The sequence below is a fragment of the Enterobacter wuhouensis genome (genome assembly GCF_035835995.1).
In the GTDB taxonomy this organism is placed as follows: Bacteria; Pseudomonadota; Gammaproteobacteria; order Enterobacterales; family Enterobacteriaceae; genus Enterobacter; species Enterobacter wuhouensis.
In genome coordinates this window covers 1,478,955-1,498,241 of sequence record NZ_CP142124.1, presented here as the reverse complement: position 1 = coordinate 1,498,241, position 19,287 = coordinate 1,478,955, and the positions used below count along the sequence as shown (strand labels likewise).

Genomic DNA, 19,287 nt, shown 5'->3' with positions numbered 1-19,287 from the left:
TTCGTCTATCCAATAAAGACTTGCATACCCAGGAGCTTCACCTTGAATATTTCCAGGATTTCCCGTCTGGCGTTAGCACTCGCCTTTGGCGCGACATTATCCGCCTGTAGTTCAACCCCACCGGATCAGCAGCCTTCTGAGCAGGTTGCGCCGGGCACGGCGTCCCGCCCGATCCTGTCAGCGGGAGAAGCGAAGAACTTCACCCGTGCGAACTACTTCTCGGCGATGGATCCAAAGGCAACCCCGTGGACCCCTTCTTCTATTAATCTGCCGAAACAGCCTAACTTCGTTGTTGGGCCGGCAGGTGCGCAGGGCGTAACGCATACCTCTATTCAGGCTGCGGTCGACGCTGCCATCACCAAACACAGCGCATCACGTCAGTACATTGCGATCCTGCCTGGTGAATACGAAGGTACCGTTTACGTTCCGGCAGCGCCGGGCAGCATCACGATCTACGGGATGGGCGAAAAAGCCATCGACGTGAAAATTGGCCTGGCGATTGATTCTGAAATCGACAGCACCACGTGGCGCCATCTGGTGAATCCGGCCGGTAAATATATGCCGGGCAAACCGGCGTGGTACATGTTTGATAACTGCCAGAGCAAGCGTTCCGCCACCATTGGCGTGATGTGCTCCGCCGTGGTCTGGTCCCAGAACAATGGCCTGCAGCTGCAAAACCTGACCATTCAGAACACCGTGGGTGACAGCGTTGATGCGGGCAACCATCAGGCCGTAGCGCTGCGTAGCGACGGCGACCAGGTGCAAATTAACAACGTGAACATTCTGGGTCGCCAGAACACCTTCTTCGTCACCAACAGCGGCGTGCAGAACACCCTGCAAACGAACCGTCTGACCCGTACGCTGGTCACTAACAGCTACGTTGAAGGCGACGTGGACCTGGTATCCGGCCGTGGCGCGGTGGTGTTTGATAACACCGATTTCCGCGTGGTGAACTCGCGCACGCAGCAGGAAGGCTATGTGTTTGCTCCGGCTACGCAGTCAAACCTGTTCTACGGCTTCCTCGCAGTCAATAGCCGCTTCACCGCAGCAGGCGACGGCGTCGCGCAGCTGGGCCGCTCTCTGGACGTGGACTCTGCGACCAACGGTCAGGTCGTGATCCGCGACAGCGTCATCAACGAAGGCTTCAACATGGCGAAACCGTGGGCGGATGCCGCTATCTCTAAACGTCCGTTCTCCGGCAATACCGGTGCGGTGGATGATAAGGGTGAGGTGCAGCGCAATCTGAACGACGCAAACTTCAACCGCATGTGGGAATACAACAACCGCGGTCTGGGTAGCAAAGTGGTCGCAGAGCCTAAGCAGTAAGCTGTTTTGCCGGGTGGCGGCGTCGCCTTACCCGGCCTATAAAGATAAAAAAACCTCGCATTCGCGAGGTTTTTTGTTTTAAGCCGCTTAGTGAGCGTGAACCACAACCCACATTGGCCCCTGGCCGACGGCATAACGCCCCTTCTCTTCCAGCAAGCCCTGCTCGCCTTTGATTTCATACAGCGCAATGTGGTGCGATTTTTGCCCCGCCGCAATCAGGAATTTACCGCTGTGATCGACATTAAAGCCGCGCGGCTGGGTTTCCGTTGGCTGGAAGCCTTCAATCGCCAGCACGCTGCCATCTTCAGAAACGCTAAACACGGTGATCAGGCTGGAGGTGCGGTCGCATGCGTACAGATGACGTCCATCAGGCGTGATGTGAATATCCGCAGCCCAGCGGGTATCGGCGAAATCGGCCGGCATCATATCCAGCGTCTGCACGCACTCAATCTGGCCGTTAGGATCTTTCAGCTCCCATACGTCCACCGAGCTGTTCAGTTCGTTTACCACGTAAGCATACTGCTGGTTAGGATGGAAGACCATGTGGCGCGGACCCGCGCCTTCTACGGTGGTCACTTCAGCCGGGGTTTGCGCCACCAGATGACCGTCATCACTGAGGGTAAACAGGCAGATGCGATCCTGCTTCAGCGCAGGGACCCACAGGGTGCGGTTATCCGGGGAGATATTCGCCGAGTGGCAGCCTTCCAGCCCTTCAACGACATCAACGGTATCCGTCGGTATACCGTCCTCCAGTCGGGTCACGCTTACGCAGCCCGCATTATAGGAGCCGCTGAAGACGAAGTTGCCTTTGCGATCGGTAGAGATATGGGTTGGGCTGCCCGGCAGTGGCGCTTCGGCAGTGTAGGTCAGCGCGCCATCGTCCGGAGAGATGCGGTAGGCCAGCACGCGGAACTCCGGGCGCACGCCCACGTACAAGAAACGTTTATCCGGACTGATGACCATCGGCTGAACCTGTCCTGGCACATCAACAACCTGAACCAGCGTGAGTGTCCCTTCGGTATTTAAACGCCAGACGTGGATCTGCTGGCTTTCAGGGCTGGCGGTATAAACGGTTTGTTTCATGAATACTCTCTCCTCACTGCGCATGAAAGTAGTTAACTTTTAACGGTGAATGCTGAATTGTCGACGGGGATTTTGAAGCCTTCGCCTCTGGGTGTAACATCCCATCAGAACATAAATTCAATATTAACCCGGAAAAACAAATGACCTCGCGTGTGATTGCTCTGGATTTAGACGGTACCTTACTTACCCCGCAGAAAACCCTTCTTCCCTCTTCCCTCGAAGCGCTTAAACGTGCGCAGGAAGCAGGCTATCAACTCCTCATCGTAACGGGTCGACATCACGTTGCCATTCATCCTTTTTATCAGGCACTGGCGTTAGATACACCTGCAATTTGTTGTAATGGCACCTATTTGTATGATTATCAGGCAAAAAAGGTTTTAGAATCCGATCCGCTGCCGGTGGCTCAGGCGCTGCAATTGATTGATTTGCTGGATGAGCATGCCGTTCACGGCCTGATGTATGTTGATAATGCGATGGTGTACGAGCGCCCAACCGGCCACGTCGTGCGCACCAGCAACTGGGCGCTGTCGTTGCCGGAGGCCCAGCGTCCCGTCTTTACGCAGGTATCTTCCCTGCGCCAGGCGGCACAGGACGTCGAGGCTATATGGAAATTCGCCCTGACGGATGAAGATACCGCTAAACTGAACGCCTTTGCGAAACACGTCGAAGAAACGCTGGGGCTGGAGTGCGAGTGGTCCTGGCACGATCAGGTGGACATCGCCCGTAAAGGCAACAGCAAAGGCAAGCGCCTGACGCAGTTTGTGGAATCAAAAGGCTGGTCGATGCAGGATGTGGTCGCCTTTGGCGATAACTATAACGACATCAGCATGCTGGAAGCCGCCGGAACGGGCGTGGCGATGGGCAATGCTGATGACGCCGTGAAAGCACGCGCTAACGTGGTGATTGGCGATAACACCACCGACAGCATCGCGCAGTATATCTACACCCACCTGCTGTAATCAGGCGGTGATGGAGACGCTCTTGATTTGCGCGTAAAGCCACAGGCCGGGTTTGATGCCTAACTCATCCCTGGCCCACGGGCTGATGCGCGCCCAGAGCGTCCTGCTGCCGACCTCAAGCTTCACCTCTACCTGGCCGTTGTCATCAAAACACTCCGCCACTTTGGCGCGCAGGATATTTCGAATACTGGTTTGCAGCGGCGGCTGCAGCACCAGCGAAACATCCGATGCCTGAATGCGGATCCGCAGCGCGGACTGCAGCGGTTTGTCGATCTTATTGACCCAAAGATGCTGGTCGCCCAGCGCCAGGGCAGTCATCGCGTAGTGTGGATGGTGTTCCAGAACGCTCACTTTCAGAATGCTGCTCTGCTGTTCCCGGGGCAACCAGGGGTGCATTACGCTGCTGCCCCACACCTCCTCCAGATTGCCAAAGGCCTTGACGCTGCCCTCTTCCAGCACCAGCACCTTGTCGGCAAGATGGAGGATCTCATCCAGCGAATGGCTGACGTAGAGCATGGGTATATTGATTTCACGCGCCAGACGCTGCAGATACGGCAGCAGCTCGCGCTTTCGCGGGATATCCAGCGAGGCCAGCGGCTCGTCGAGCAACAGCAATTCCGGCGCGGTCAATATTGCCCTGCCGATCGCCACGCGCTGCTTCTCACCGCCCGAAAGCGAAGAAGGCAGCCTGTCGAGCAGCGGTTCAATGCCTAAAAGCGCCACCAGCTTATCAAACTGCGCAGCCATGCCTTTCGCCATCCCGTAGCGCAGGTTGCCGCGCACGCTGTAGTGCGGAAAAAGCCGCGCGTCCTGAAAGACATAGCCAATACGGCGCTTATCCGGCGAGAGATAAATCTTGTTCTCCACGTCATTTAAGACGCGGTTATTTAAGACGATCCGGCCCGACTGAGGGCGCGTCAGGCCGCTAATCGCATTGATTAGCGAGGTCTTCCCCGCGCCCGACACGCCGAAGATGGCGGTGATACCGCTCGCGGGCAGCGTCTCGTTAAGCGTGAGGGTATGCGTTCCCAGCGTCTGGATGAAGTTAAGCTCAAGCATGATTATTTCCCCATCCGCTCGCGGCTAAGACGCGCCAGCCACTCAGACACCAGCAGAGAAACCAGCGCCAGCACGATTGAGATGATGCACAGCCGCGCCGCAGCTCCTTCACCGCCCGGCGTTTGAATCAGGGTATACATTGCCGAGGGAATGGTTCGCGTCTCGCCGGGAATATTCGACACAAACGTGATTGTTGCGCCAAACTCGCCCAGCGAGCGGGCAAAGGCCAGCACCGTACCCACAATAATGCCGGGCAACGTCAGGGGTAGCGTGATGGTAAAAAAGACGCGCCAGCGCCCGGCGCCCAGAGTGCGGGCCGCCTGCTCAAGCCGGATATCGACGCCTTCCAGCGCCAGGCGGATCGCCCTGACCATCAGCGGGAAAGACATCACCGCCGCCGCCAGCACCGCCCCGCGCCAGCTAAACGCGAACGTCAGGCCAAACCAGTCGTAAAGCTTCTCGCCGATAAAACCGCGTCGTCCCATCGAAATGAGTAGCAGATAACCCACCACAACGGGCGGTAAAACCAGGGGAAGATGGAGAACACTGTCCAGCAGGGCTTTGCCCGGAAACTTACAGCGGACCAGTAGCCAGGCAAAGAAGATCCCGAAGGGTAAACTCAGCACCACTGCCAGGGAAGAGACTTTAAGGCTCAGCAGCACGGCCTGCCATTCAGGATCGGTCAATATCATCAGCGAGTCGTAAATCCATAACGTTTAAAGATTGCTGACGCTTCTGGCCCCTTCAGGTAGTCATAGAAGGCCGTCACGGTCGCATTTTTATGTCCATCAACAATCGCAGCAGGGTATTCCACTTTTTTATGGGAGTCTTCCGGGAAAGTACCCACCACCTTCACGCCCTTGCTGGCAACGGCGTCGGAGCCGTAAACAATCCCCAGCGGCGCTTCGCTGCGCTCGACCAGCGCCAGCGCGCCGCGAACGTCTTCCGCGGGAGCCAGTTTAGGTGAAAGCGTCTCCCAGGCGCCCAGCTTTTGCAGCGCCTCTTTTGCGTAAATGCCTGCCGGAACATGATCCGGATCGCCAACCGCCAGGCGGCCACCGCTTAACAGACGGGTCCAGTTTGTCGCTTTGTTGATGGTGATATCGCCCTGCGCGCTGGCCTTTGGTGCAACCACAACCAGGCTATTGCCGAGCAGCGTTTCGCGGGTTGTCGTATCAATCGATTTCTTCTCAACCGCGTAGTCCATCCACTTCTGATCGGCAGAGATAAACAGGTCAGCAGGTGCGCCCGCTTCAATCTGGCGTGCCAGCGTAGACGAAGAGGCGAAAGAGGAGACCACGTCCACTTTTTGCTCTTTCTTGTACGCCGCGGCGATATCCTGCATTGCGTTGGTCAGCGATGCCGCCGCAAAGACCGTAATTTTACCTTCGTCGGCCAGCGCGTGTCCGGTAAGGGAAAGCGTCAGCGTTGCGCCTGCGAAAAGGCGTACCCATGTACGTGCCATCTGTAGCTCCTGTGAGTTTCGTTATATACACACAAATATAACGACAACTCCGGGGATATCCTAGCGTTATATCGTACCGATTAATGAGTAAATCGACACAATGCTACAGATAATATCGGCGAGAGAGGGAAATACTTGAGAGCAAAACGCCCGGGCTAGCCGGGCGTTTTACGAGGAATCATTGCTGCTTTTTAGGCTGGTCTCTGTGACCAATGTTCGAAAAGACGTTGAACACTTCACCCAGGCCGTAGATGGCACCGAGGATGATGGCCATCACTACTGGTACCATGATTACCGCGAATACCAGACTTTTCAACAACTCTAACATGGTTTTCTCCAGTTATTGTGAATAGCGTATTCTACCCTGAAAAGTGAGAAAAACATCCCCTTTTGTGCGGTGCACTTTGCGCCCTGCACCATTTGGGTCACAATAGACTCTTTGCCAGGACACTGTTATGCAGGCCGAAATTCTCCTTACCTTACGACTTCAGCAGAAGCTTTTCGCCGATCCGCGACGTATCGCCCTGCTTAAACAAATAGAACAAACGGGCTCAATTAGCCAGGGGGCTAAAAACGCCGGCATCAGCTACAAAAGTGCCTGGGATGCCATCAACGAAATGAATACCCTGAGCGAACAAACGCTGGTTGACCGCGCCACGGGCGGCAAAGGCGGCGGCGGCGCGGTGCTTACCCGCTACGGGCAGCGTCTGATTCAGCTTTACGATCTGCTCGCTCAGATCCAGCAGAAGGCCTTTGACGTGCTGAGCGACGATGACAACCTCCCGCTGGACAGCCTGTTAGCCGCCATATCCCGCTTCTCGCTCCAGACGAGCGCGCGTAACCAGTGGTTTGGTACGGTAACGGCTCGCGACAATTCGCAGGTACAGCAGCATATCGACATCCTGCTGGCGGATGGCGCGACCCGCCTGAAAGCGGCGATTACCGCGCAAAGCGGGCAGCGCCTCGGGCTGGACGAAGGCAAAGAAGTGCTGGTCTTACTTAAAGCCCCGTGGGTCAGCATCACCCTTAATCCCGAGCGCGCTATAGATGCCGATAATCAGCTGCAGGGCGCAATCAGCCATATTGAACGCGGCGACGAGCAGTGTGAGGTATTGATGACGCTGCCGGACGGGCAGATGCTCTGCGCCACCGTCCCCGCAGCCCAGGCGACTGAACTAGAAGAAGGTGCTGAAGTTACCGCATATTTCAATGCAGACCGGGTGATTATCGCCACGTTGTGCTAAGCGCATTGACAATCGTGCCGACAGTGAGTATCCCTGACGTTAATTGCTGCAAAAAATGGGATAAATCATGTCATCATTGCATATTTCGCAAGGCACGTTTCGTCTTAGCGACACCCGCACGCTCACGCTTCCTGATTTAACACTGCGCGCGGGCGAAAGCTGGGCGTTTGTCGGCACTAACGGAAGCGGCAAGTCCGCGCTGGCGCGTGCCCTGGCCGGTGAGCTGACTCAGCTCAAAGGCGAACGCCATACCACCTTTACCCGCCTGACCCGCCTCTCGTTTGAACAGCTGCAAAAGCTGGTCAGCGACGAGTGGCAGCGCAACAACACCGATTTGCTTAGCCCCGGTGAAGAGGATACCGGCCGCACCACGGCAGAAATTATTCAGGACAGCGTCAACGATCCCGCCCGCTGCCAGCAGCTGGCAGCGCAGTTTGGCATTACCGCCCTTCTCGATCGGCGCTTTAAGTACCTCTCGACCGGCGAGACGCGCAAAACGCTTCTGTGCCAGGCACTGATGAGCGAGCCCGAGCTGCTGATCCTGGATGAACCTTTCGACGGACTGGACGTGCAGTCCCGCGCCCAGCTGGCAACCCTGCTCGGTTCGCTCAATCAGGAGGGATACACCATCGTGCTGGTGCTTAATCGCTTCGATGAAATTCCGGCGTTTGTGCAGAACGCGGGCGTGCTGGCGGACTGTAGTCTGACCGAAACCGGTGAAAAAGCGGCCTTGCTCAAGCAGGCGCTGATTGCCCAGCTCGCGCACAGCGAGAAGCTGGATGGCATCTCGCTTCCGGAACCCGATGCCCCGTCGGCGCGTCATGGGCTCGAGCCCCACCAGCCGCGCATAGTGCTACACGACGGCGTAGTGTCCTATGACGATCGTCCGATTCTCAATCACCTGAGCTGGACGGTTAACCCGGGTGAACACTGGCAGATTGTTGGCCCTAACGGCGCGGGTAAATCTACCCTGCTGAGCCTGATTACCGGCGATCATCCCCAGGGCTACAGTAACGATCTGACGCTGTTCGGCCGCCGTCGCGGCAGCGGCGAAACCATATGGGACATCAAAAAGCACATCGGCTACGTCAGCAGCAGCCTGCATCTGGATTACCGCGTCAGCACCACGGTACGCAACGTGATCCTCTCCGGCTATTTTGACTCTATCGGCATTTATCAGGCGGTATCGGACAAACAGCACAAGCTGGCCCAGCAGTGGCTGGATATCCTGGGCATAGATAGCCGGGTCGCCGATGCGCCGTTTCATAGCCTGTCGTGGGGACAGCAGCGGCTGGCGCTGATCGTGCGCGCGCTGGTGAAACACCCGACGCTGCTGATCCTGGATGAGCCGCTTCAGGGGCTGGACCCGCTTAACCGCCAGCTGATCCGCCGCTTCGTGGACGTGCTGATAGGCGAAGGCGAAACGCAGCTGCTTTTTGTGTCACACCACGCAGAAGACGCCCCTTCCTGCATCACCCACCGGCTTGAGTTTGTCCCGGACGGCGAAAGCTATCGCTACCTTCTGAGCAAGATTGACTAAACCCGGAGGGCGCTGCCCTCCTCTTTTCAGATAACCTGCAGCATTACATTCCTATCTCTTTGATTTAGAATGCCGCTATCGCTGCAAAAATGGCGAGTGAAAATCGGTGTAAACGATTCCACTATTTTATCCCATGTCACACTTTTCGCATCTCTGTTATGCTATGGTTAATTCATACCATAAGCCCAATGGAGCGAAATATGCGAGTTCTGGTAACAGGTGGTAGCGGTTACATTGGTAGTCATACCTGCGTGCAGCTACTGCAAAACGGCCATGATGTCATCATCCTCGACAACCTGTGCAATAGTAAGCGCAGCGTGCTGCCTGTGATTGAACGTCTTGGCGGTAAACAACCTACTTTCGTGGAAGGCGACATCCGCAATGAAGCGTTGATGACCGAAATCCTTCACGATCATGCGATCGATACCGTTATCCACTTCGCGGGCCTGAAAGCGGTCGGCGAATCGGTGGCAAAGCCGCTTGAGTATTACGATAACAACGTCAACGGCACGCTGCGTTTAATCTCCGCCATGCGCGCTGCCAACGTGAAAAACTTCATCTTCAGCTCATCCGCCACCGTCTATGGCGATCAGCCCAAAATCCCTTACGTTGAAAGCTTCCCGACCGGTACACCGCAAAGCCCGTATGGCAAAAGCAAGCTGATGGTGGAACAGATCCTGACCGATCTGCAAAAAGCCCAGCCGGAGTGGAGCATTGCGCTGCTGCGCTACTTCAACCCGGTCGGCGCCCATCCGTCGGGCGATATGGGCGAAGATCCGCAGGGTATTCCCAACAACCTGATGCCGTACATCGCGCAGGTGGCGGTAGGCCGCCGCGACTCGCTGGCGATTTTTGGCAACGACTATCCCACCGAAGACGGCACCGGCGTGCGCGACTATATCCACGTCATGGATCTGGCCGACGGCCACGTTGCGGCGATGCAGCAGCTGGCGGACAAACCGGGCGTGCATATCTACAACCTCGGCGCGGGTATCGGCAGCAGCGTGCTGGACGTCGTTAACGCGTTCAGCAAAGCCTGCGGTAAGCCGGTGAACTATCACTTCGCGCCGCGTCGCGATGGCGATCTGCCGGCGTACTGGGCTGATGCAACCAAAGCCGATAAAGAGCTTAACTGGCGTGTGACGCGCACGCTTGATGAAATGGCACAGGATACCTGGCACTGGCAGTCACGCCATCCGCAGGGCTATCCGGACTAAGGATCCGTCATGACGCAATTCAACCCCGTCGATCATCCGCACCGTCGGTTTAATCCGTTAAGCGGACAATGGATTTTGGTTTCCCCGCATCGCGCCAAGCGCCCCTGGCAGGGGGCGCAGGAGACGCCTGCAAAACAGACGCTGCCACAGCACGACCCGGACTGTTTCCTCTGTCCGGGCAACACGCGCGTTACCGGGGATAAAAACCCGGACTACAAGGGTACCTTCGTCTTCACCAACGATTTCGCCGCACTGATGACCGACACGCCGGATGCCCCACAAAGTGACGATCCGCTGATGCGCTGCGAAAGCGCGCGCGGTACCAGCCGCGTGATCTGCTTCTCGCCCGATCACAGCAAAACGCTGCCGGAGCTGAGCGTGGACGCGCTGAAAGAGGTCGTCAGCACCTGGCAGGCGCAAACCGCGGAGCTGGGCCAGACCTATCCGTGGGTGCAGGTATTCGAAAACAAAGGTGCGGCGATGGGCTGCTCTAACCCGCACCCGCACGGTCAGGTCTGGGCGAACAGCTTCCTGCCTAACGAAGCCGAGCGTGAAGACCGTCTGCAGAAAGCGTATTACACGGAAAACGGCTCGCCGATGCTGGTGGACTACACGCAGCGTGAATTGAAAGACGGCAGCCGTACCGTGGTGGAAACCGAACACTGGCTGGCGGTAGTGCCTTACTGGGCCGCGTGGCCGTTTGAAACGCTGCTGCTGCCGAAAGCGCACGTGCAGCGCATTACCGATCTCAGCGACGCGCAGCGTGACGACCTTGCCCTGGCGCTGAAAAAGCTGACCAGCCGCTATGACAATCTTTTTCAGTGCTCTTTCCCCTACTCTATGGGATGGCACGGCGCGCCGTTTAACGGCGAAGAGAATCAGCACTGGCAGCTGCACGCCCATTTCTATCCGCCGCTGCTGCGCTCTGCGACGGTGCGTAAATTTATGGTGGGCTACGAAATGCTGGCGGAAACCCAGCGTGACCTGACGGCAGAACAGGCTGCAGAACGTCTGCGTGCCGTTAGCGATGTCCATTACCGCGAATCAGGAGTCTAAAAAATGAGTCTGAAAGATAAAACACAATCCCTGTTTGCTGAAAAATTTGGCTACCCTGCCACCCACGTTATCCAGGCGCCCGGTCGCGTTAACCTGATCGGTGAACATACCGATTACAACGACGGCTTCGTGCTGCCGTGCGCCATCGATTATCAGACGGTCATCAGCTGCGCAAAGCGCGACGATCGCAAGGTGCGCGTCATTGCTGCCGATTACGACAGCCAAATTGACGAGTTTTCCCTCGATGCTCCGATTGTGACGCACGACAGCCAGCAGTGGTCCAACTACGTGCGCGGCGTGGTGAAGCACCTGCAGAAGCGAAACAAGAACTTTGGCGGTGCGGATTTAGTCATCAGCGGCAACGTGCCGCAGGGCGCGGGCCTGAGCTCCTCTGCATCACTTGAAGTGGCCGTGGGCACCGTCTTCCAGCAGCTTTATCATCTGCCGCTGGACGGGGCGCAAATCGCGCTGAACGGCCAGGAAGCGGAAAACCAGTTTGTGGGCTGCAACTGCGGCATCATGGATCAGCTGATCTCCGCGCTGGGCAAAAAAGAGCATGCGCTGTTAATTGACTGCCGCTCGCTGGGCACTAAGGCGGTTCCGCTGCCAAAAGGCGCGGCGGTCGTGATTATCAACAGCAACTTCAAACGCACTCTGGTAGGTAGCGAGTACAACACCCGCCGCGAGCAGTGTGAGACCGGCGCGCGCTTCTTCCAGCAGCCTGCCCTGCGTGACGTTTCGCTCGATGAGTTTAACAAGGTGGCGCACGAGCTGGACCCGGTCGTGGCGAAACGCGTTCGTCACATACTGACGGAGAATGCCCGTACCGTTGAAGCGGCAACTGCCCTCGCGGAAGGCGACCTGAAGCGCATGGGCGAGCTGATGGCGGAATCACACGCGTCCATGCGCGATGATTTTGAAATCACCGTTCCGCAGATCGACACCCTGGTAGAGATTGTCAAAGCGGCCATCGGCGATAAGGGCGGCGTGCGTATGACCGGCGGTGGCTTTGGCGGCTGCATCGTCGCGCTGGTCCCGGAAGAGCTGGTCCCTGCCGTTGAGGACGCCGTAGCGAAACAATACGAAGCCAAAACGGGTATCAAAGAAACCTTCTACGTCTGCAAAGCATCACAAGGAGCCGGACAGTGCTAAACGAAACGCCAACCCTGGCACCGGATGGTCTGCCGTATCGCCTGTTAACCCTGCGCAACAGTGCAGGGATGGTGGTGACGGTAATGGACTGGGGAGCTACCCTTCTTTCCGCCCGCATACCAATGCCGGACGGCACCGTGCGCGAGACCCTGCTCGGCTGCGCCTCGCCTGAGCAGTACGTCAATCAGTCCGCCTATCTGGGCGCGTCCGTTGGGCGCTATGCTAACCGCATCGCGAAGAGCCGTTTTGAGCTCGACGGCGTGCAGTACCCCCTGCTTCCAAGCCAGGGTGAGAACCAGCTGCACGGCGGCCCGGACGGGTTTGATAAACGCCGCTGGAAAATTGTGCGGCAAAATGACGCCGAAGCGCTGTTTTCTCTGGACTCACAGGATGGCGATCAGGGCTTCCCGGGCAATCTTGCCGCAACGGCGCGTTTTACCCTGACCGAAGATAACCGCATCGCCATTGAGTATCGCGCAACGGTTGATAAGCCGTGCCCGGTCAATCTGACCAACCACGCGTACTTCAACCTTGACGGCAACCAGTGCGACGTGCGTAACCACAGGCTGCAAATCCTTGCGGATGAGTATCTGCCGGTAGATGAGATGGGGATCCCCTATCAGGGGCTAAAATCGGTAATCGGCAACAGCTTTGATTTCCGTGAGGCAAAAACCATTGCCCGGGATTTCATGAGCGACGATGACCAGCGCAAGGTGAAAGGTTACGACCACGCATTTCTGCTGCAGGCCAAAGGTGATGTCACCCAACCCGCCGCACAGGTCTGGTCTGCAGATGAGAAGCTGCAGATGACGGTCTACACCACCGCGCCTGCCCTGCAGTTCTATTCGGGCAATTATCTCGGCGGAACAACGGCGCGCGAGCACGAGGAGTACAGCGACTGGCAAGGTCTGGCGCTGGAAAGCGAGTTCCTGCCCGACAGCCCGAATCACCCTGAATGGCCGCAGCCTGACTGCGTGCTGCGCCCCGGCGAAGAGTACGTGAGCGTCACAGAGTATCATTTCATTCCGCACGCTTAATGCCCGGCGGCGCTACGCCTGCACGGGCCTACGGGTAGGCCGGATAAGCAAAGCGCCATCCGGCAAATAACGCCAGCCCTCACATCGAGGGCTTTTTTCTGTTCGCCTTGCTGAAAATAGCGCCGATCGCAGACAAAATCATAACCCTGGATTCACAAGCACCTTACACTCAGAGACTATTTTCGCTATGGTTAGGGTTAAGCGTTGCTGCTGGCAGGTCCACGGCAATATAATGAGAATTGTTATCATTCAATAAAGCTTATGAGGAGTACGATATGGCTGTAACTAAGCTGGTTCTGGTGCGTCACGGCGAAAGCCAGTGGAACAACGAAAACCGCTTCACCGGTTGGTACGACGTTGATCTGTCCGAGAAAGGCGTAAGCGAAGCCAAAGCGGCAGGCAAACTGCTGAAGGATGAAGGCTTCACCTTTGATTTTGCTTACACCTCTGTGCTGAAACGTGCCATCCACACGCTGTGGAACGTGCTGGACGAGCTGGATCAGGCCTGGCTGCCGGTTGAAAAATCCTGGAAGCTGAACGAGCGCCACTACGGTGCGCTGCAGGGTCTGAACAAAGCGGAAACCGCTGAGAAATACGGCGACGAGCAGGTTAAGCAGTGGCGTCGCGGTTTTGCGGTGACCCCACCTGAACTGAGCAAAGATGACGAGCGCTATCCGGGCCACGATCCACGTTACGCAAAACTGACCGATGCCGAGCTGCCGCAGACTGAAAGCCTGGCGCTGACCATCGATCGCGTTGTGCCATACTGGAACGAAACCATTCTGCCACGCCTGAAAAGCGGTGAGCGCGTGATCATCGCCGCTCACGGTAACTCCCTGCGTGCGCTGGTAAAATACCTGGACAACATGGGTGAAGACGAGATCCTCGAACTGAACATCCCTACCGGCGTACCGCTGGTGTATGAGTTCGATGAAAACTTCAAACCGATCAAACACTACTACCTCGGTAACGCTGACGAAATCGCTGCTAAAGCAGCGGCTGTCGCGAACCAGGGTAAAGCGAAGTAATTTTCGCAAGGCATAAAAAAAGCGCGGAGCCTTCCGCGCTTTTTTATTTGTGCTGCAGGAGTTAGCCCCGGCGCGCTTTTACCGCGTTCGCCAGCTGGCGCAGGAGCGTATCGGTATCGTCCCAGCCGATGCAGGCATCCGTGACGCTCTTACCGTAAACCAGCGGCTCGCTGCCTTCCAGGTTCTGATTGCCTTCCACCAGGTGGCTCTCGATCATCACGCCAATCACCGCCTGCTCGCCGCCGGCGATCTGCTGGCAAACGTCCGCGCCCACTTCCATCTGCTTCTTAAACTGCTTGCTGGAGTTAGCGTGGCTGAAGTCGATCATCACCTGCGGTGACAGGCCCGCTTTTTCGAGGCCCGTTTTCACTTCGGCCACGTGTTTCGTGCTGTAATTCGGCTCTTTGCCGCCGCGCAGGATGATGTGGCAATCGCCGTTACCGCTGGTGTTAACAATCGCTGAGTGGCCCCATTTGGTCACAGAGAGGAAGCAGTGCGGCGCGCCCGCGGCGTTGATCGCGTCGATGGCGACTTTGATCGTACCGTCAGTGCCATTTTTAAAGCCAACCGGGCATGAAAGGCCGGAAGCCAGCTCGCGGTGAACCTGGGATTCCGTGGTACGCGCGCCAATTGCGCCCCAGCTCATCAGGTCGGCCAGATACTGCGGCGTGATCATATCCAGGAATTCGCCCGCGGCCGGAAGGCCGCTGTCATTGATTTCCAGCAGCAGCTTGCGCGCGATGCGCAGTCCGTCGTTGATCTGGAAGCTGTTGTCCATGTGCGGGTCGTTAATCAGCCCTTTCCAGCCCACCGTGGTACGCGGCTTTTCAAAGTAAACGCGCATTACGATTTCCAGCTCGTCTTTCAGCTCCTCGCGCAGGGTAAGCAGACGCGCTGCGTACTCTTTTGCCGCTGCGGGATCGTGAATAGAGCACGGGCCAATCACCACCAGAAGACGATCGTCGTTACCTTTGAGGATCTTGTGGATCGCTTTGCGGGCATGAGACACCGTATTTGCAGCATTTTCAGTGGCGGGGAATTTCTCAAGGAGTGCTACAGGAGGTAATAACTCATTGATCTCTTTAATGCGTAAATCGTCGTTCTGATAATTCATCTTCTTTCCAGCTCTGCCATATCTTTCGTAAGGAATGCAATCCTTTCAATCTATCTCGTCGGCCTGGAAGTGTAAACTGGCTTTTACACTTCGCGCAGATAATTCCTGGAATTGACCTAATAAACGCCACAAAATAGCGAAAAATGAGATCTGCTCTAGACTTTTTAATTGTAACAACCAACTTTTATTGCTTATACGCGATTCCATACTGACGTAAGTCAGAATGGTGGAATCTTTCGCCACTGCACGAGATGCACTGTTGGAAAATGTTATCCAGCATAACGACCAGAACAGGAGCACCATGATGAAAATGACGAAACTGGCCACACTCTTCCTGACAGCAACCCTTACCCTGGCAAGCGGCAGCGCCCTTGCGGCCGATTCGAGCGCTTCTGGCAGCAACGGCGATGCCAATGCCGCCGCAGAAGCGGGCCAGGTCGCTCCGGATGCCAAACAGAATATTGCCCCAAACAACGTTGATAACAACAACATCAACACCGGCAATACCAACACCGGTGGCACAATGCTGCATCCGAACGGGACCGATTCAGGGACGATGAATCACGATGGCATGACCACCGATGAAGTGCACAAAAACTCCATGTGTAAAGACGGTAAATGCCCGAACCCAAATGACAAAGTGGGTAACGATGCCGATACCAAAACGGACGGCACTACGCAGTAATCATAAGCTGCCGTGAAAAAAGGAGAGCCTGTGCTCTCCTTTTTTATTTAACTCATTAAAAACGCTACACTCAGGAGATCAATCAATCAGGGAATAAGATATGTCGCACTCGCATTCACACACCGCTACTCCCGGGGATGACAACGCAAAACGTCTGCTGCTGGCCTTTGGCGTCACCGCGACGTTTATGGTCATTGAGGTTATCGGGGGATTGGTGTCAGGCTCTCTGGCTCTGCTGGCTGACGCCGGGCATATGCTTACCGATGCCGCCGCCCTGCTTTTCGCATTATTAGCCGTGCAGTTCGCGCGTCGTCCACCCAATGCTCGTCACACGTTCGGCTGGCTCAGGCTCACTACGCTCGCCGCCTTCGTTAACGCTATCGCACTGGTCGCGATCACCATTCTTATCGTTTGGGAGGCTTTCCAGCGCTTCAGGCATCCGCAGCCCATAGCCGGATGGACGATGATGATAATCGCCATTGCCGGGCTGCTGGCCAACATTCTCGCCTTCTGGGTACTGCATCGCGGAAATAGCGAAAAGAACCTTAACGTGCGCGCAGCGGCGCTGCACGTTCTGGGAGATTTACTGGGCTCGGTTGGCGCAATAGTTGCGGCACTGATTATTCTCGGCACCGGCTGGACGCCCATCGATCCGATACTTTCGGTACTGGTGTCGTGCCTTGTGTTGCGCAGCGCCTGGCGTCTGTTGAAGGAGAGCGTCAATGAGCTGCTCGAAGGCGCGCCTGCGGCGCTGGATATCGGTGAACTGAAGCGTAACCTGTGCCGCTCCATACCGGAGGTGCGAAACGTTCACCACGTTCACGTCTGGCTGGTGGGGGAGAAACCGATCATGACGCTACACGCCCAGGTGATACCGCCCCACGATCACGATGCGCTGCTTGAACGTATCCGCCACTTTCTCGAACATCACTATGAGATTGCGCACGCAACCATCCAGATGGAGTATCAACCCTGTAACGGGCCAGACTGCCACCTGAGCGAGGCGCAGTCCGGCCATTCACATCATCATCACCATTAGCTGGAAAGCGCGCGAGAGCCACGCTCGCGCGCGCTGTTAATCCACATGCGGCTGCCGTTCAGGGCGATGAAGGTCAGGAGCAGATACTCCAGCGACATCGCATACACGCCCTGCAACGCAAAGATAACGACGCTGATGACGTTAATGATGACCCACAGCAGCCAGTTCTCAACGTACTTACGGGTCATGAGGACCATCGCCGCAATCGACAGCACCATCATGCAGGAATCCCAGAACGGGAAGGCATCTGGCTGAAGCTCAGGCATGGTCACGTTCAACCCGACAGCGGACATCACCGACACCGCAATGCGCGTCAGGAAGGCGAATACCGGGTTTATAAAGACGGTCATGAGTCCGATCGCAACCACACAGGCCGTTAGCCAGCCGATGGCCTTGGGCAAAGGCAGCCAGCGGATCTGCAGTTCCGTCTCCTGCTGACCGTTCTGCCGCGACCAGGCGTACCAGCCGTAAATATTTGCCGCGAAGAAAAACAGCTGCAAAAGCAGGCTGGCGTATAGCTGGATCTGGAAGAAGATGATTGCAAAGAGCGTAACGTTAATCAGTCCGAACGCGTAATTGCTGATTTTCTCAAGACTTGCCAGCCAGATACAGAGTAAGCCCGCCAGGGTGCCGACGGCCTCAATCCATGACAGGTCATAGCCACCTGCACCAATCGGTATATGAACCAGGATGTTCTGCGTGCTAAAAAAATCCATCTTTTCCCCAGAGCGTATTGAATTAAGTACGTAGTGTAGCCGCAAAATCCAGCATGCGGTTAAGCGGAATTAACGCCCCTTCGCGCAGGGCAGCATCCACGTGGATTTCATGCGCGGCGCCGCCGGTTTCTAACCCTTCAGCAATGGCCTTCAGCCCGTTCATCGCCATCCACGGACAGTGCGCGCAGCTGCGGCACGTCGCCCCCTCTCCTGCCGTTGGCGCTTCCAGGAGCTCTTTTTCCGGCACCGCCTGCTGCATCTTGTAGAAGATCCCGCGATCGGTCGCCACGATAAGCTGCTTGTGGGGTAGCGTTTTTGCCGCGTTGATAAGCTGGCTGGTTGAGCCGACCGCATCCGCCATATCGACAATCGACCGGGGTGATTCGGGGTGCACCAGAATAGCGGCGTCAGGGTAGAGCCCCTTCATCCGGGTCAGCGCCTGCGTTTTAAACTCATCGTGAACGATGCACGCCCCCTGCCAGCACAGCACATCCGCACCGGTCTGCTTTTGCACGTAGCTTCCCAGGTGGCGATCCGGCGCCCAGATGATTTTTTCTCCCAGGCTATCCAGGTGCTCAATCAACTCGACGGCAATGCTGGAGGTTACCACCCAGTCCGCACGCGCTTTTACCGCCGCAGAGGTATTGGCATAGACCACGACGGTGCGGTCGGGATGCGCATCGCAGAAGGCGGTGAACGCATCAATAGGGCAGCCAAGGTCGAGCGAACATTCGGCGTTGAGCGTCGGCATCAGGATGGTTTTTTCAGGGCTGAGAATTTTTGCCGTTTCCCCCATAAAACGCACGCCGGCAACCAGAAGCGTCGAAGCGGGATGCTTTGCCCCAAAGCGCGCCATCTCCAGCGAATCGGAAATGCATCCACCCGTCTCTTCCGCCAGCTGCTGAATTTCAGGATCGGTGTAATAATGCGCCACCATCACCGCATCGCGTTCTTTGAGAAGGCGCTTGATCTTCTCGCGGTAGAACTGCTTTTCATCCTGACTTAGCGGGACGGGTTTTGGCGGGAAGGGATAAATTGCGACTTCTGGATCAAACATCACACTCATTATGGCTTCTCGTTTTACTGGCTTAACAATATTGCCTTTCTTTTGCGCAACATAGCAAAACGGATGGCAATTGTGTTTTGTATACTAAACAAGATAGCGAACTTGAGGAAAAATGTCACCGGGATTAGGTGCGGATAGCATTTGTCGGGTGGCGGCTTCGCCTTACCCGACCTACAGGATGGGTTTCTGAACGCCAGATAGCAAAAAAGCGCCTTTAGGGCGCTTTTTTACATTGGTGGGTCGTGCAGGATTCGAACCTGCGACCAATTGATTAAAAGTCAACTGCTCTACCAACTGAGCTAACGACCCCTTGCGGGATTTTTTCTTCGAAGTGGTGGGTCGTGCAGGATTCGAACCTGCGACCAATTGATTAAAAGTCAACTGCTCTACCAACTGAGCTAACGACCCATTCGGGTGCTGACTTCGAAGATTTTTACTCGGTACCACCAGAAAGTGGTGGGTCGTGCAGGATGACTCGGCTTCGCCTCGCCCTTCGGGCCG

Annotated in this window: 19 protein-coding genes and 2 tRNA genes; 11 read left to right on the top strand and 10 right to left on the bottom strand. The window is 56.4% G+C overall.

Translation table 11 applies throughout. The features are described 5' to 3' along the window. Positions 1-42 precede the first annotated feature (42 nt). Positions 43-1,326, top strand: a complete 1,284-nt coding sequence (locus VPX56_RS07165; protein WP_326470773.1) for a putative acyl-CoA thioester hydrolase — start codon at positions 43-45, stop codon at positions 1,324-1,326. 87 nt (positions 1,327-1,413) lie between these two features. Here the strand turns inward: VPX56_RS07165 and pgl are convergent, their stop codons facing one another. Next, complete coding sequence (pgl, locus tag VPX56_RS07160; RefSeq protein ID WP_131633004.1) at positions 1,414-2,409, bottom strand: 6-phosphogluconolactonase; 996 nt, start codon at positions 2,407-2,409, stop codon at positions 1,414-1,416. A 140-nt stretch (positions 2,410-2,549) separates the two neighbouring features. On the opposite strand from pgl, the gene VPX56_RS07155 reads away from it, so the two are divergent. Beyond that, positions 2,550-3,368, top strand: a complete 819-nt coding sequence (locus VPX56_RS07155) for a pyridoxal phosphatase (protein WP_326470771.1) — start codon at positions 2,550-2,552, stop codon at positions 3,366-3,368. On the opposite strand, the gene modC is transcribed toward VPX56_RS07155, so the two are convergent. The 4 genes from modC to VPX56_RS07135 form a co-directional block, all read right to left on the bottom strand. Beyond that, complete coding sequence (gene modC, locus VPX56_RS07150; protein WP_326470769.1) at positions 3,369-4,427, bottom strand: molybdenum ABC transporter ATP-binding protein ModC; 1,059 nt, start codon at positions 4,425-4,427, stop codon at positions 3,369-3,371. A 2-nt stretch (positions 4,428-4,429) separates the two neighbouring features. Beyond that, on the bottom strand, positions 4,430-5,119 hold the full coding sequence (gene modB / locus VPX56_RS07145) for a molybdate ABC transporter permease subunit (protein WP_131633007.1): 690 nt from the start codon (positions 5,117-5,119) through the stop codon (positions 4,430-4,432). Beyond that, positions 5,119-5,892, bottom strand: coding sequence for a molybdate ABC transporter substrate-binding protein (gene modA / locus VPX56_RS07140; RefSeq protein ID WP_326470766.1), 774 nt, complete (start codon positions 5,890-5,892; stop codon positions 5,119-5,121). Before modA ends, modB begins: the two co-directional genes overlap by 1 nt. A 178-nt stretch (positions 5,893-6,070) precedes the next feature. Next, positions 6,071-6,220: an AcrZ family multidrug efflux pump-associated protein gene (locus VPX56_RS07135; RefSeq protein ID WP_042321036.1), complete on the bottom strand. Its 150-nt coding sequence runs from the start codon at positions 6,218-6,220 to the stop codon at positions 6,071-6,073. A 127-nt stretch (positions 6,221-6,347) separates the two neighbouring features. Between VPX56_RS07135 and modE the strand changes: the two genes are divergently transcribed. From modE to gpmA, 7 genes are all read left to right on the top strand, one after another. Then, a complete protein-coding gene (modE, locus tag VPX56_RS07130) occupies positions 6,348-7,136 on the top strand; it encodes a molybdenum-dependent transcriptional regulator (RefSeq protein WP_326470764.1) in 789 nt (262 codons plus the stop codon). A 67-nt stretch (positions 7,137-7,203) separates the two neighbouring features. Next, the gene (gene modF, locus VPX56_RS07125) at positions 7,204-8,676 is read left to right on the top strand and encodes a molybdate ABC transporter ATP-binding protein ModF (RefSeq protein WP_326470762.1); all 1,473 of its coding nucleotides are present in this window, start codon (positions 7,204-7,206) and stop codon (positions 8,674-8,676) included. Positions 8,677-8,876: 200 nt separating this feature from the next. Further along, the gene (gene galE / locus VPX56_RS07120; RefSeq protein WP_131633011.1) at positions 8,877-9,893 is read left to right on the top strand and encodes a UDP-glucose 4-epimerase GalE; all 1,017 of its coding nucleotides are present in this window, start codon (positions 8,877-8,879) and stop codon (positions 9,891-9,893) included. Positions 9,894-9,902: 9 nt separating this feature from the next. Continuing rightward, entirely contained in the window at positions 9,903-10,949 is a 1,047-nt protein-coding gene (gene galT / locus VPX56_RS07115; RefSeq protein ID WP_326470759.1) for a galactose-1-phosphate uridylyltransferase, read from the top strand. 3 nt (positions 10,950-10,952) lie between these two features. Then, the gene (galK, locus tag VPX56_RS07110; protein WP_326470757.1) at positions 10,953-12,101 is read left to right on the top strand and encodes a galactokinase; all 1,149 of its coding nucleotides are present in this window, start codon (positions 10,953-10,955) and stop codon (positions 12,099-12,101) included. After that, positions 12,095-13,138 carry a galactose-1-epimerase gene (gene galM / locus VPX56_RS07105; protein WP_326470755.1) on the top strand — a complete coding sequence of 348 codons (1,044 nt, stop codon included), beginning with the start codon at positions 12,095-12,097 and terminating at the stop codon, positions 13,136-13,138. The genes galK and galM overlap by 7 nt, the downstream gene beginning before the upstream one ends. Positions 13,139-13,413: 275 nt before the next feature. Beyond that, the gene (gpmA, locus tag VPX56_RS07100) at positions 13,414-14,166 is read left to right on the top strand and encodes a 2,3-diphosphoglycerate-dependent phosphoglycerate mutase (RefSeq protein WP_131633015.1); all 753 of its coding nucleotides are present in this window, start codon (positions 13,414-13,416) and stop codon (positions 14,164-14,166) included. Between the two features lie 61 nt (positions 14,167-14,227). Here gpmA and aroG read toward each other — a convergent pair whose 3' ends face one another. Beyond that, a complete protein-coding gene (aroG, locus tag VPX56_RS07095) occupies positions 14,228-15,280 on the bottom strand; it encodes a 3-deoxy-7-phosphoheptulonate synthase AroG (RefSeq protein ID WP_326470752.1) in 1,053 nt (350 codons plus the stop codon). A 304-nt stretch (positions 15,281-15,584) separates the two neighbouring features. Between aroG and VPX56_RS07090 the strand changes: the two genes are divergently transcribed. Both VPX56_RS07090 and zitB read left to right on the top strand, forming a co-directional pair. Next, entirely contained in the window at positions 15,585-15,965 is a 381-nt protein-coding gene (locus tag VPX56_RS07090) for a YbgS-like family protein (protein ID WP_263610588.1), read from the top strand. A gap of 100 nt (positions 15,966-16,065) precedes the next feature. Continuing rightward, a complete protein-coding gene (gene zitB / locus VPX56_RS07085) occupies positions 16,066-17,004 on the top strand; it encodes a CDF family zinc transporter ZitB (protein WP_326470750.1) in 939 nt (312 codons plus the stop codon). Here the strand turns inward: zitB and pnuC are convergent. The 4 genes from pnuC to VPX56_RS07065 all read right to left on the bottom strand — a co-directional run bounded on the left by pnuC (position 17,001) and on the right by VPX56_RS07065 (position 19,194). Further along, a complete protein-coding gene (pnuC, locus tag VPX56_RS07080) occupies positions 17,001-17,720 on the bottom strand; it encodes a nicotinamide riboside transporter PnuC (RefSeq protein ID WP_326470748.1) in 720 nt (239 codons plus the stop codon). The two genes, zitB and pnuC, sit on opposite strands and share 4 nt — an antisense overlap. Before the next feature lie 22 nt (positions 17,721-17,742). After that, the gene (nadA, locus tag VPX56_RS07075) at positions 17,743-18,786 is read right to left on the bottom strand and encodes a quinolinate synthase NadA (RefSeq protein WP_263610566.1); all 1,044 of its coding nucleotides are present in this window, start codon (positions 18,784-18,786) and stop codon (positions 17,743-17,745) included. A gap of 233 nt (positions 18,787-19,019) precedes the next feature. Further along, positions 19,020-19,095 (bottom strand) — tRNA-Lys (locus tag VPX56_RS07070). A 23-nt stretch (positions 19,096-19,118) separates the two neighbouring features. Then, positions 19,119-19,194 (bottom strand) — tRNA-Lys (locus VPX56_RS07065). Between the last annotated feature and the right edge of the window lie 93 nt (positions 19,195-19,287).

Coding starts and splice junctions, on each gene's coding strand:
- pgl (WP_131633004.1), bottom strand. CDS start 2,409: ATGAAACAAACCGTTTATACCGCCAGCCCTGAAAGCCAGCAGATCCAC.
- VPX56_RS07155 (WP_326470771.1), top strand. CDS start 2,550: ATGACCTCGCGTGTGATTGCTCTGGATTTAGACGGTACCTTACTTACC.
- modC (WP_326470769.1), bottom strand. CDS start 4,427: ATGCTTGAGCTTAACTTCATCCAGACGCTGGGAACGCATACCCTCACG.
- modB (WP_131633007.1), bottom strand. CDS start 5,119: ATGATATTGACCGATCCTGAATGGCAGGCCGTGCTGCTGAGCCTTAAA.
- modA (WP_326470766.1), bottom strand. CDS start 5,892: ATGGCACGTACATGGGTACGCCTTTTCGCAGGCGCAACGCTGACGCTT.
- VPX56_RS07135 (WP_042321036.1), bottom strand. CDS start 6,220: ATGTTAGAGTTGTTGAAAAGTCTGGTATTCGCGGTAATCATGGTACCA.
- modE (WP_326470764.1), top strand. CDS start 6,348: ATGCAGGCCGAAATTCTCCTTACCTTACGACTTCAGCAGAAGCTTTTC.
- modF (WP_326470762.1), top strand. CDS start 7,204: ATGTCATCATTGCATATTTCGCAAGGCACGTTTCGTCTTAGCGACACC.
- galE (WP_131633011.1), top strand. CDS start 8,877: ATGCGAGTTCTGGTAACAGGTGGTAGCGGTTACATTGGTAGTCATACC.
- galT (WP_326470759.1), top strand. CDS start 9,903: ATGACGCAATTCAACCCCGTCGATCATCCGCACCGTCGGTTTAATCCG.
- galK (WP_326470757.1), top strand. CDS start 10,953: ATGAGTCTGAAAGATAAAACACAATCCCTGTTTGCTGAAAAATTTGGC.
- gpmA (WP_131633015.1), top strand. CDS start 13,414: ATGGCTGTAACTAAGCTGGTTCTGGTGCGTCACGGCGAAAGCCAGTGG.
- aroG (WP_326470752.1), bottom strand. CDS start 15,280: ATGAATTATCAGAACGACGATTTACGCATTAAAGAGATCAATGAGTTA.
- VPX56_RS07090 (WP_263610588.1), top strand. CDS start 15,585: ATGAAAATGACGAAACTGGCCACACTCTTCCTGACAGCAACCCTTACC.
- zitB (WP_326470750.1), top strand. CDS start 16,066: ATGTCGCACTCGCATTCACACACCGCTACTCCCGGGGATGACAACGCA.
- pnuC (WP_326470748.1), bottom strand. CDS start 17,720: ATGGATTTTTTTAGCACGCAGAACATCCTGGTTCATATACCGATTGGT.
- nadA (WP_263610566.1), bottom strand. CDS start 18,786: ATGAGTGTGATGTTTGATCCAGAAGTCGCAATTTATCCCTTCCCGCCA.